The organism is Phenylobacterium sp. (assembly GCF_030679875.1).
GTDB lineage: Bacteria > Pseudomonadota > Alphaproteobacteria > Caulobacterales > Caulobacteraceae > Phenylobacterium.
The window spans coordinates 28,001-41,059 of sequence record NZ_JAUXSP010000005.1; the positions used below are offsets into that span (position 1 = coordinate 28,001).

3 protein-coding genes are annotated in these 13,059 nt (G+C 64.0%); all 3 read right to left on the reverse strand.

Going from position 1 to position 13,059, the window contains the following annotated elements; all coding sequences use genetic code 11:
- Nucleotides 1–24: 24 nt before the first annotated feature.
- Nucleotides 25–951 carry a universal stress protein gene (locus Q8K84_RS02895; RefSeq protein WP_305280532.1) on the reverse strand — a complete coding sequence of 309 codons (927 nt, stop codon included), beginning with the start codon at nt 949–951 and terminating at the stop codon, nt 25–27.
- Between the two features lie 329 nt (nt 952–1,280).
- Complete coding sequence (locus Q8K84_RS02900) at nt 1,281–3,653, reverse strand: xylulose 5-phosphate 3-epimerase (RefSeq protein WP_305280535.1); 2,373 nt, start codon at nt 3,651–3,653, stop codon at nt 1,281–1,283.
- A gap of 454 nt (nt 3,654–4,107) precedes the next feature.
- Nucleotides 4,108–12,693 carry a GH36-type glycosyl hydrolase domain-containing protein gene (locus tag Q8K84_RS02905; RefSeq protein WP_305280538.1) on the reverse strand — a complete coding sequence of 2,862 codons (8,586 nt, stop codon included), beginning with the start codon at nt 12,691–12,693 and terminating at the stop codon, nt 4,108–4,110.
- Nucleotides 12,694–13,059 lie beyond the last annotated feature (366 nt).

Here is a 13,059-nt window from a genome sequence, read left to right on the forward strand (position 1 = left end):
ACAAGGACCGCCTGCCCCGCCCGCCTAATCGCCCAAGGCCTCCGCTGTGGAACGCTCCTGGCGTTCGGCCTGCGGTTCACGGATCAGGAGCACATCGCCGGGCGCGTACTCCAGAATTCGCTTAGCCGTGTCGCCCAGCCGCTTGTGGAGCGCCCCCGTTCGTCCGTGGGCGCCTATCACGACGAGGTCCACCTCCCTGTCGAGCATGTACTGTCGAACGAGAACCTCAGGACAGCCATTCTCAATAAGCACCTTCACTCGCGCGCGAGATGGAAAGGAGAGGTTTGAACGCGCAAGGAAGTCCTCGCAGCCTTGTTTCTCGCGCGCCTTCCATTCCGAGCGGAAGCTCGAATCTTCAAGGAACGCCGCGAACGGGGCCTCCCATCCATGCAGCACTGTCAGTGGGGCTGTCGGGAAAAAGCGGTCCGCGGCGATCAAGGCTTGTTTCGATGGTTCGGAGAAGTCGGTCGCTACCAGGATTTCCTCGTAGGGCCAGACGCGGCTCTTCACAATCAGCAACGGGGCGGGGGATTGTCGCGCCAGCTGGTCCACAGTGGAACCCAGGCGGAGCCGGCCAAACAACTCGTCCCGGGCGACCCCGACAACGATCAGGTCTGCATCAATCTCGACGGTCATCTGCGCGATGGCGTCTGCGGGCTCACCCTCGAGCACCCTGACATCGGCCTCCTGGACTATGTCACCGAACTGACGTCGGAACTGAGCCGCGGCCATCCGCGCCGGGTCAGTCGGTCGTCGCCAACGCGGCAAGTCCCAGTTCGCACCCCATTGGCGGGAGTCGTCGGGCTCGATCACCGTCAAGATAACTAGGCGGGATTTCCACAACTTAGCCAATTGAAGGGCGCGCTGCATTGCCCTGTCGCATCGGCTGCTCAGATCAGAGGCCAGCAAAATTGTGCGCGGAGGACCCTGATGCCAGGATGGATTGCTCATCTCATCTTGTCCTAGGATGATATTCATCCCAATGGTCACATGCCGTATCAAAGTAGAAATTGATTATTCGCAAGCCAGGGACATTTATATTAGAGACTTCTTATTCGTCATTGTTTGCTGTGGGTGTCATGGCGCCCGGCGCGAGCACCTCCTGGGTCAAGCTCCCGACCTGGGTGACCTGGGGGCGTCCAGGAGATGAGCGCGATCTGGGCCACGACCGCCACAGTTGCAGCTCTGCTGCTGGATCCATGGATAGGTCTGTCGCAATGGCCGTCCGAGACCCCACGGCGAAGCCGTTGAGGGACGAGCAGAGACGGCGCCCTGGGCTATCAACGCACCGCCTGCGGATCGCCCGCTCCAGCGATGGCGCTCGCTTCAGCCGCCGTCAGGAAATCCCGGACGTCGGTCCGCAAGAGTGACGCCGAGCTGGCCACCAGGTGGGCCCAGGTGCATCGATTGGCGAACAACATCCCGGAGGCGTCGAGGGCGCCGCCGCGACTTAAATACCCATGAGCGCGCAGGGCGGCCGGACCTCCGTCGATGCGGCGCAGGACGCCGGTCATGGCTTCTGGTCGGGTATGGCAAACCAGGACGCGTGGGAGGGCCGGCGGAAAGAGATCCTGCAGCGCATGATCAGAGATAACGAAGTCGGCCTCGAACTCGTCCCGTGGCGTGCGCAGACGGCCCGGCTCCACAATGCAGGTGACACGGACTTGCCGGCCGTGCTCTCGCAGGCGGTCGGCAGCGCGTCTGGCCGCCATCAACTGATAGGCGCCGATCGCGATGACCTGCAACTCGGGATCGGCGTCACTGTCGACCGTGATGGCCCCCATAGCGAAGGCGCGCTGAGCCGCGGCGGGATCGAAGACACACGGGGTCGGGCGCTTTGCGGCGATTATGCAGCCGATAACGCCACGTGCGCTGTAGATTTGACGCAGCGCCTCGACCGCCGTGGCTGCATCGGGGGGGAACATCACCCGGGAAATGTCCGACATTTCGCCGAGCAGCGCCTCGCCAATCGTGGTGTCCTGGTGGGACTGCTGGTTCTTGCCGTTCTCCCAGGTGTGAGAGGTGGCGACCAGCGGGATGCCGATCCATTGCGGACTCCGCTCAGCCTCCATCTGCTGGCGCGCAAAGATGATCTCCTGCCGAAGCGCGCCCAGCATCTTGACTGCAAAGGCCTCGTAGGAGACTGCGAGGCTCAGCCCACCCTTGTTGCCGAGGGCCGCGCCAATGGCGGCCTCCTCGTTCAAGGCGGTGATCACGGCGCCGTTGATGGCCTCTGGCACACCGGGTTCAGGACGGTTCACGCGGTGCTTCAGGCGCTCCAGCGTAGCGCCCATCTGATTGCTCTGGAGCTCATCGGGGTTGCCGATCCGGAACCGGTGGCCGGGATTGGCGTCGACAAAGGCCACGAACCACTGGTCCATCGCCGCCATGGAGGACGCCGTATCGCCCACCGCTTGCGGTGTCACCGGCGCCAGAACTGGCGCAGGTGGCGCGCGTGTCGCAAGTGAGTTGTCGCGCTCGCGGACGCGCTTCTGCTGTGCGTGGGCGGCAAACAACCGCCGCGTGGCGGCCAGTTCCGCAGTCGGCACATGGAGCACCTGCGCAGCGGCGTTGAATGCGGCCCGCGCCTCTGGATCATGGCGCGGAGAACCTTCCAACGGAAGGTTGTGCGCGCGGTTCGTGCCCGCCCCAGGGAAGCCAAATCCCTTCTCGGTGACGGCGATCGCATAGGGCAGCTTGACTGGATAGGCGGCGCGGCCGCCCTGGATCGCGGCCGTAGCAGAGCGCAGGCGCTGTTCGGATTCTAGGATTGACCAAACGAACGCAGCGGGGTCGCGACCATCGATCACGTACGGATCGAAGCCGTTTACCTCGAGGTGGCGGCTGAGCCACTCGGCGCCTCCATCCTGCGCGATCTCGGTACGCTGCTCGATCCGCCGCCCATTGAGAATCATCACCGGGGCGACCAGGCCGCAATCTTCGGCTCGCCACCAGCGCTCGGACCAGTCACCCCCGCGCTGCTCCTCGAAGGCGCCATCACTCAGGATCGCCACCAGACTCTCGCCCGGAAGTGGCATGTGAACATACTGGATCTCGGCGAACCCGAGATAGCCGCCCTCCGACAAGCCCCCCGCCGTATGCGCGCTGACATGGCTGCCCAAGGGGGCTGCCGACCGACCGTTGGCGTCAATCTCGTAGCTGTAGAAATCCGCGCACAAGCGACTGAGGCCGGCCTCGTCGGGGCCATACCGCCCTATCTGCGCGGGCGAAAGATTGTCGACCAGACAGTTGGTCGCCTCTATGGCGGCCACGCAATGGCCTTGTCCCAGCAGCCAGCCACGAGTCTGAGAGGTTAGAAGGTTGGCGGTCAGATAGCCCACATAGGCGGGCACGACGTTCAGAGCCCCGCCGGTATGTCCCTCGGGTGTCGCTTTGAAAGCTTCCGCTGGAAGCGGCGCGCCGGAGAGGTCAACTCGACCGGCATAGGTCATGTGCGCCACCAGCCACATGGCGGCGCTTGTGAGACGGTCCGCGGCGATCAGCGCGGCATAGACCGCGTCTTCGTCGGGCGCTTGCCTGTCCTCCACCAGCGCGGACGCCAATGCATGAATTCTGGCGCATGTCAGCGGAGTATGCTGAATGACGCCAAAACCCTGCATCCAGTGTTGGCGCGCAGATGATGGTTTGGGCACTGATCACCCTCCTGAACTGATTGAGTGGGGGCTCTATTCCGAGCGCTTACACGGGATAAAACCTGGATGACTCTTTCCAGGGATTGGCCTATCGGATCTTGTCGTCCGCGTAGACTATCGGGCCAATGCCGATACCACAGGGGCGGCCCGAGTTAGGTGACAGGCTCTGGCGCTTCGGCTCTAGAGTCGGGGCGATCCGACAGACGCGTCCTCGACGTCAACCTGCGCCTGCTCTCCGTGCCGACGGAGCATGTCCGCGCAATTGTTGGCATGTCTCAGCGCCAAGTCCTTCGACCAGAAGGAAGACATCATCCCTTCGTCAGATCGCACAGCCCAGCCGTAGACTTCCTTCACCACCTTGAATCGGGCCATTGGCATTGGCGCCTCCCAGGTTTCATTCATGGAGCAGCAACGGGAGTTTACGCCTCCAGCCATCTCCACGAATTGCGCCTGATCAAGAAGGGACGCGCTTTTTCCCCGCCGCGCCAATGGACGAGGTCGAGTCCTGTTCGCCCAATACGAGGCGGAGACTGTGGGAAAGCCCATCGTCCGTCAGCGACAGTCTGACCGGCAGCTCAATCGGGACGCCGTCCAGTTCCGCCGCCACCACGCCCCGGCATACGCCAGCTGGGTTCTCAACGCGGATCTCGTAGCGCGCCGCGCCGTGACGCACGGACACTTCGAAGAAGGGCCAAGAGCCGGGGATGCAGGGGTCAATCTTGAGTATGGCGCCGGCCCGGCGGAGCCCAAGAATTGACTCAAGGCCCGCCCGGTGAAGCCACCCGGCAGAGCCTGTGTACCAGGTCCATCCTCCCCGGCCGACATGGCCGGGCGCGGCATAGACATCAGCGGCCGCCACATACGGCTCGACCTTGTAGAGGTTGGCTTCGGCTCGTGTACGCGCGTGGTTGATCGGATTTAGCTTGGCGAACAAGTCCGCCGCCCTGTCGCCGTCGCCAAGTTCTGCGTAGGCCATGACCGCCCAGGCGGCGGCATGGGTGTATTGGCCGCCATTCTCGCGGACGCCCGGTGGATAGGCCTTGATATAGCCGGGGTCGAGGGGCGTGTGGTCGAAAGGTGGCGTGAACAGCAAAGCCATGGGGGGTTCGTCCAGGATCAACTCCCGGTCCACCGCTTCCATCGCCTGAACCGCGCGGTCCCGCATCGCCCCCCCTGATAGCACGGCCCAGGACTGGGCGATCTGGTCGATCCGGCACTCTTCTCTGCTGGCTGAACCCAGGGGCGTACCGTCGTCGAACCAGCCGCGGCGGTACCAATCGCCATCCCAGGCTTCCCGCTCCGTGGCCTTCAACAAACTCGCGGCGTGGGCCCGCCAAATCGCCGCCCGGGCGTCATCCCCGCGGGACTCTGCGACGGGGGCGAAATCGTTGATCGTTCGATAGAGGAACCAGCCGAGCCAGACACTCTCGCCCAAGCCTCGCTCGCCAACCCTGTTCATGCCGTCGTTCCAATCGCCCCCGCCGATGAGGGGCAGCCCGTGGCCCCCGAGCTCCATGCTCTGGTCGAGGGCGCGCGCGCAGTGCTCGTAGAAGCTTGCGGTCTCTACCGAGGTCCCTGGCAGGAAGAAGTTCTCCGCTTCTCCTGGCTCCAGTCTGGCCCCTTCCACGAAGGTTACGGGTTCATCGAGAAGGCTGACGTCCTCCGTGGTCAGGAGGTAGTGCGCGGCGGTGAACGCCAGCCAGATGCGATCATCAGAGATCCGCGTACGTACGCCCTGGCCCGAGTGGGGCAACCACCAGTGTTGGACGTCACCCTCGATGAACTGCCGCGCCGCCGCCCGCAGAAGGTGCTCCCGGGTCAGTTCGGGCCGGAGGGCGGCCAGCGCCATGCCATCTTGTAGCTGGTCGCGGAAACCATAGGCGCCGCTGGCCTGGTAAAAGGCCGAACGCGCCCAGATGCGGCAGGCAAGCGTCTGATAAAGCAACCAGCCATTGAGCATCAGGTCCAGGGGCCGATCAGGGGTTTTCACCTGCACCGTCGTCAAGAGGTCGTCCCAGACGGCGACGGCCTCCGAAAGGACCGCATCGACTTCTGCGGCTCGATACGTTCCGATGAGGTCGCGGGCGGCGTGCGCGCTGTCAGCGTCGCCCAACAGAACCACCACGTCGCGGCTCTCTCCCGGCGATAGCTCAATTGTAGTCTGCAGAGCGGCGCAAGGATCCAGACCCGCTCCGACCCGCCCGCTGAGCGCCGTCCCCTTGGCCAGGGCCGCCGGCGCAGCTAGCGATCCATTTCGACCAATGAATTCTCGACGATCGGCGGTCCAGCCGGTCTGACCCTCCATCCCGATGAAGGCCACCTTGTCCGCAAAGGCCGGCGCCCAGGCGTTGCGGGCAAAGATCGCCCCGCTGGCCTCGTCAAACTCCGTCGCGGTATGTGGCGCCGCCATGGTGCGCGCAGATCCCAGCGTCCACTCAACATATGCTGTCACAGTCAGCCGGCGCGCGCGGTTTGACCTGTTGTGCAGGCGGAGTCGGGTCACCTTGACCGGGTCCGTCGCGGGGACGAACTGCAAGAGTTCTGTGGCGACGCCATGTGTTTCGAGGTCGAACTGGCTATAGCCATGGCCGTGCCGAGCGACATAGGTCGATGTCTCATCCCGAATGGGCGTCGCTGTCGGCGACCAGACGTCTCCCGTGTCGTCGTCTCGCAGATAGAAGACCTCGCCCGCAGGGTTGGCGATGGGGTCATTGGACCAAGGGGTAAGCTGGCGCTCACGGCTGTTGGCCGACCACGTGTATCCTGCGCCCTCAGCCGAGACCTGAAAGCCGAACCTCGGGTTTGCTATGACGTTGATCCAGGGAGCTGGCGTGCTCACGCCTGGCCTGAGCACCGTGACATATTCCTGACCGTCTTTCGCAAAGCCGCCCAGTCCGTTGAACAGTTCCAGTTGCGGCATCACCAGGGCCGGCAGGGCGTCAGTGGTCGCCAGGCTCGGCCGCGCTGGTCGTTCCAGCAGGGACCGGTCCTCGGAGGCGCGCTCGATCTGATCCGCCAAGGAACCTGTGCGGGCGAAGAACACCACGCGCGAGACCGACATCAGCAATGCGCTCATCTCTGGCGCAAGCATGTCTGATCGCAAGATTACAACACGGCCAGCGGTGGCTTCGTCTCCAGTCTGGGCTCTCGACTGGCTCGCACGGACGAGCGACTCCAGTGCGATCTGCAGATCCTGCACATAGGACGATCCGTGTTCGTTGAGGATCACCAGGTCGCAGGCGAACTGTTTTGTGCGCCAATACTGGAAGGCTCGCAGGGACTGGCGGGCCACCGACAGGTTGTCCAGGCTGTCTATGCGCAGAAGCATGATCGGCAGATCGCCTGAGATACCAAGACGCCACAACTCCGGCTGCCCTGCGCGCCCTTCTAGGATCTGCTCCGATGGCGGTCGCAGGGCGGGAGACGCGTAGATCAGGTGGCTGGCCAGCCGCTGGAACAGGTTTGCTTCCCCGCGATCCACGCCGAGGTGGTGCAGGTGAACGAGGGCCTGGGTCCAGGCGAGGGCGGCGGCGCGATTGAACGCTGCCGAATCTTGGTGCTTGTCGACGAGATCGATAATCGCCTTCCGCGACGAAGCGGCCATGGTCCAGAAGGTCACGCGCGCGGTGGCGCCTGGCGCTATTCTGACACGACGGCGAAGGGAGAAGATGGGGTCCAGCACGAACCCGGTCGAGCCGGCGAGCGGCCGGCCAGCATCCAGCGCGACCGGCCGCTGGATGTCACGCCCCCGGCCGATGAAGCGTGCCCGATCGGTTTCGAATTCGGTTCGTCCAACCGCCTCCCCCTCCACAAGAGACAGGTGCGCGGCCCAGACTTCGGGCTCATCGCGCGAGCGGCGCCTACGGGTGGCCAGAACCGCGCTTGGCCCGGCGAGGTACTCGGTTTCGACAAACAGCTTCGAGAATGCCGGGTGCGCGATGTCCGCTGCCTGGGGGGCCAGCGCCAGCTCGGAATAGGAGGTGACTTCGACCTCGCGCCAGAGGGAGCTGAGGTTGCAGATCGAGACACGCCGCACCTCGGCGTCATCCTCCCCCGATATCAGCACCTCCATCGTCGTCTTCAGACTGCCATCGAGACGCTCGAACTCGCAGCGATCCTCGCTGAACACAGCATGGTAGGCGTCCGCCGCCTGTCCGCAGGGCTGGGCGGCAGTCGACCAGACGTGGCCGGTTTTCACATCACGAAGAAAGACATAGGAGCCCCAGTCGTCGCATGTCGCATCCTCCCGCCAGCGGGTGAGGGCGACCCCGCGCCAGCGGCTGTAGCCGGATCCCGCCGCCGACATCATCACTGAATAGCGGCCGTTGGAGAGTAGGTGAGTGGCCGGCGCCGCGCCGTAGGGGCCAAGCACGCGCCGACCGGCCAGGACCTCGAGCTCAAGAACCGGGGAAGTGGGCGCGGCCTCAGCCGCCCATCGCGCGCGCTCGGGAACGTCTCGGGGCATGCGCTCCTGCAACAGGAGCTCGGAAGCCTGCACCATGGGCTCGGCATGGAAGTTCGCCTGCATTGGCCCACCAAGAAGCGCTTCTCCGAGGGCCACGATCGTCATGCCCTGGTGGTGGGCCATGAACGTCCCGACGATGGCAAAATCATCGTCCGTGGGAACGCGGCTTCGCGTGAAGTCGACGGCCTCATAGAAGCCGTACCGACCGAGCGCGCCCAGGCTTGTCAGCCGTTCGAAGTTGCGAGCCGCCGCACTGGGATGGACCATGGCGGCCAGCGCAGTCGCGTATGGAGCCACGACGCTGTGCGTCGCCAGTCCACGTTTCAGCCCAAGAGTCGGGACGCCAAAATTGAGGTATTGATATGTGAATTCAAGGTCGCGAGCGTTGTAGGCGGACTCCGATATGCCCCATGGAATGCCGAGCTGTTCGCCGTAGGCGATCTGTTCTTGCACAATTAGTTGGTTCGTCTGCTCAAGTAGGCTTCCGCCGGCGGCTCGCATGATCAGCGACGGCATCAAGTACTCGAACATAGACCCCGACCAGGAGATCAACGCCGCGCCCTTGGCGGCAGGCGTCACGGCGCGACCGAGCCGGAACCAATGCTTGGCGGGAACGTCCCCCTTGGCGATCGCGAAGAAGCTCGCGAGGCGAGCCTCCGACCCAAGTAGATCGTAACAGCTGGGATCCAACTCTCCTTCTGCAGTCCTGTAGCCGATCGAGAGCAGCATGCGGTCGGGATCCAGCAGGAAGCCGAATTCCATTCCCACAGCGATGTCGCGGGCGGTCTGCTCCAGGTGAGCCAGTCGTAGATGCAGGGCTTCGGAGGCCTCGGTTGTGGCGGCGAGGTCGCGCTGGTGGTCTGCGATCGTCCTTGCCGCAGCTTCCGACCAAAACACGAGATCCACCGCAGCATCGTGTTCCACGGCAAGAGCGTGCGCTTGCTGGGTCAAGGCTTCTGTGCGGCCTCCCAGATCCGCCAACACCTCTAGGAGCGACGTCTCGGGCGCTATGGCGCGTGTCGAATTCACAAGGCCTTCGGAGGCCTCTTCGAGTTGGCGCCACACAACGGTCTGGCGGTCCCCTGGCGCGCGGAGGCTCTGCAGAGCCTCACGGGTCAATGCAAAGGCGTCGGCGATCCCGGCCAGTCGCACAGAGTCCGACGGGTTCAGACTTGTCCATTGCCGACAGATATTCGCCAGGGCGATGAGGTGGCCGGCAAGATTGCCGCTATCGACCGAAGACACGTATTTCGGCTCAAGCGGCCTCAGGTCGCCAGTGTCGTACCAGTTGTAGAAGTGGCCACGGTAACGAGGGAGTTCGGCCAGGGTTTCAAACGTGGCCTCCAGGCGTTGCACAGCCTCGTGCAAGCCGATCCACCCGAACTGGCGCGCGGTTGCGACCGACAGCAGGTAGAGCCCGATGTTTGTGGGAGACGTCCGACGGGCAAGCGCCGCGGCCGGATTGTCCTGAAAATTGTCCGGCGGCAGCATGTGATCTTCCGCCGTGACGAAGGTCTCAAAGAACCGCCATGTCCTGCGGGCGATCTGTCGAAGCCCAGGCCCATCGCCGCCTACCGCTGATAGGCCCTCGGCGAGTTTCTGGGGGCGGCTGATGGCGAAGGCCAGTCGCGGCGAGGCAGCCCATAGCAGCACCAGTGGCGCAGCCAGGAATACGGTTCCGTGGCCACTGGCCAGCGCCAGGATGAGGGCGACGCCAGCCAGCACGATAGCCGACGCCATTCGGTGACCATAGGCCCCCGGGCTTTGGCGAAGGTGCGCGGCTTGTGCGGCGGGTGACCACTCCAAGAGCCGTCTGCGCGTGACATAGAGACGCCACAAGGTCCGCCCGATCGCGTCGGCCATCAGGGCGGCCTGGTGAGCCAGAAGCGTCAGGATCAAGGCCGATTGAATCAAGGCTCGCCGAAGATCGCCCGCCAGGGCCCGGAGCCGCCGGCGCGGCGAGATGCCCACGATCCGGGGAGGGGCCAGGGTAAAGATGGGTGCAAGGGTCGGCAGGACGATCGTTGCGAGTATGAAGAGGGTCCAGATCGAGGCCGCCCCTGCTGGCAGGGTCCAGCCGGCGACCAATGCAGCGAATGCGCTCGGGGCGGACATCGACCGTCGGAGGTTATCGAGCATCTTCCAGCGGCCAATCGCCGGAATTGCGCGATGTCCCGCATTGGCGGACCCGGGGGGGCCCCGCCCGATGATCCAGGGCAACAGTTGCCAGTCGCCCCGCGCCCATCGGTGATGCCGCATGGCGGCGGCATCGTAGCGCGCCGGGAACTCCTCAATGACCTCTACGTCCGATGCGAGGCCCGCGCGGGCGAATATCCCCTCGAAGAGGTCATGGCTGAGTAGGGCGGCTTCAGGCACGCGGCCTTGCAAGGCCGCCTCGAAGGAGTCGATCTCATAGATGCCTTTGCCTGCGTAGGAGCCTTCCCCAAACAGGTCCTGATAGACATCCGAGACCGCTGAGGCATAGGGATCGATGCCGCTCATGCTCGAAAATGCTCGCAGGAAAGGCGTGACCTTTCCAGCCGCAGGCAGGTCGGGACTCACCCGCGGCTGGAGAATGGCATAGCCCTCGACGACGCGTCCGAGGTTCGGATCGAACCTAGGCTGGTTGAGGGGGTGGGCCATCTTTCCGATCAAGCGACGGACCGTGTCGCGGGGAAGACGCGTGTCAGCATCAAGGGTGATGACGTACTTCACGCCGAGCGGGACCACGGGGGGATGCCCATTCACCCCAAGGAATGTCGTGTCCCGAGCGCCACGCAGCAGCCGGTTGAGCTCATGCAGCTTGCCCCGCTTGCGCTCCCAGCCCATCCACCTCTGTTCGCTCTTGCTCCAGACCCGCCGACGATGCAGCAGGAGGAAACGATCGCCACCAGGCGCGGGACCATACTTGGTGTTGAGCTTGGCGATCCCCTCTCGCGCCGCCAGAAGAAGCGCCTCGTCGCCCTCCAGATCCACGCTTGCTGAGTCCGCCCAGTCCGACAGCAGGGCGAAGTGGAGGTGTCCCTCGGAACTCGCAAGGTAGTGGATTTCCAGCCGCTCGATCAGTTCCTCAACCAGGTCGTGACTGGTCAGCAGAACGGGGACGGCGACCAGGGTGCGCAGGCGCGACGGCGCCCCGCTGCGGAGTTCCAGCGCCGGCAAAGGCCGGGCGCGGACGCCCTGAGTAAGGCCCCGGTTGACCAGCGCCACAGCAACGTCGATCGCAGGGACGGCGCCCAGCAATGTGAGCAAGGCTAGAGCCCACCCGCCGAGCCCGATGCTGGCCAGCAGGAAAAGGGGGATCGCCAGCAGCAACAGCGCAACCATTCCGCCGACGACGACGTAGCCTGAAATCCCGAAACTGCGGATAAAACGCGCCGGCCGCCGCCATAGCTCCGGCCGGTAGCCAAGCGCCTTCTCCATGTCCGGCCGTCCGCCACCCAGGAGATGGTAGCCTGGATCTGCGCGGCGGGCGTCCGCCTGGACGTCATGCGTAGCGGCGCGTGCGACTTGCAGCGCCCGAAGGGCGACATCAATCTCGCTGAGATCGGATCCCCTCGCCAGATCCTCAATGGCGTCGCGGTATAGATTGCGGGTCGGGAAATCCATGTCGGCAAAGGCGCTGGCGTTGCTCAGCGACGCATCGACGAGACTGCAGCGCTCGAACAATTCAGACCAGTCAACATCAGAGATGAGCCGCATGCTGGTGACGATGTTTCTCACCGTCACGCTGGCGCTGACCTGGCGCTGCTGTTCGTCGCGGACCGCCGCGTCAGCGCTGCCGCCCTGTTGTGACATCCTCCCGTCCAGCCATGTCAGGGCGGCCGCGGCGGCGGCATCCTGATCACGCAGGCGCATGACCAGTTGAACGACAAAGGCGTCGCGCAACGCCCCCCGCTCGAATGCGGCAAGCACCTTCTGAGTGGGCTGGGGCGCCTCCCCCGCGACACCAAGCAGGCGGTCTGCGCAGCGGTCGGCTTCTTCCCGTGACTGGCGGCTGTCGACCACCCGTTCCGCGATCCGCCGCAAGTTCTCGACCAGGACGATGCGCAGCGTGATGGCGACGGCCCAGAGCTCTCCAATAGTAAGTGGTTGAACCCGTTGATAGGAAGTCAGAAACCGGCAGAGCATTTCCTTGTCGAAATGACTGTCAGTATGGGCGACAAAGGCCCATGCGATACTGAATACACGTGGATATCCCGCAAAGGGCCCAGTGGCGAGTTTCGGAAGTTCCTTGTAGTATTCGACGGGGAGATCCAGCCGGATTTCTCGAATCTGCTTTTCGACAATGTGGAAGTTGTCGACCAGCCATTCCGCCGCCGGGGTAATGGCTGCGCCCTGCGCCACCGTTCCGGCGATGTCGCGATAGGCCGCGACCAGGGCGACTTCATTTTCCGCCAACCGCCTGGAAAGCGGCCGCCCCCGGGCGAACCCTGGGACGATGGGCTGAGCCCTTGCGAGGCTTGCGGCATGATCTTCCAGCCGCTCGACACTGAAGAGCTCGGCGCGGATGGGTTCGTCATCCATCCAGAGCGGCGCGGGCTGTCCAAACATTCGGCGGACAATAGACGTCATTTCCGTTTCCCTAGCCTGTCGGACAGCAGCTAAATTCTCAGGCGTATCATCCCCAGCGTGGCATTTCGGGGCCTGCGCCAGAGCGCGGTCGCCGCCAATATTGCTTCTCGAACTAAAGCAAGGCGCAGTTTGCGCACAAAAATTTGGACAAAATTTGAGTGCGAACGGTATTGATATCAGGTTTCTCTGACAGAATTTTAGAAATCGAAGCTAAGTTTTTAGTTGATGACTAAAGGCGCGACGTTTTGTTCTCGCCCGCACATCCAGGCGGATGGGCGCGCGGGTCAGCGGCTGATACCTCGGGGCGTCCTCGTCGGGCGGAATGGAAACCGGCAGAGAGCACGAGATCCGGACCGGCGGGCAGTC

What these genes read in the sequence shown, in the direction of transcription:
- Q8K84_RS02895 (WP_305280532.1), bottom strand. Translation starts at nt 951, where the DNA reads ATGAGCAATCCATCCTGGCATCAGGGTCCTCCGCGCACAATTTTGCTG.
- Q8K84_RS02905 (WP_305280538.1), bottom strand. Translation starts at nt 12,693, where the DNA reads ATGACGTCTATTGTCCGCCGAATGTTTGGACAGCCCGCGCCGCTCTGG.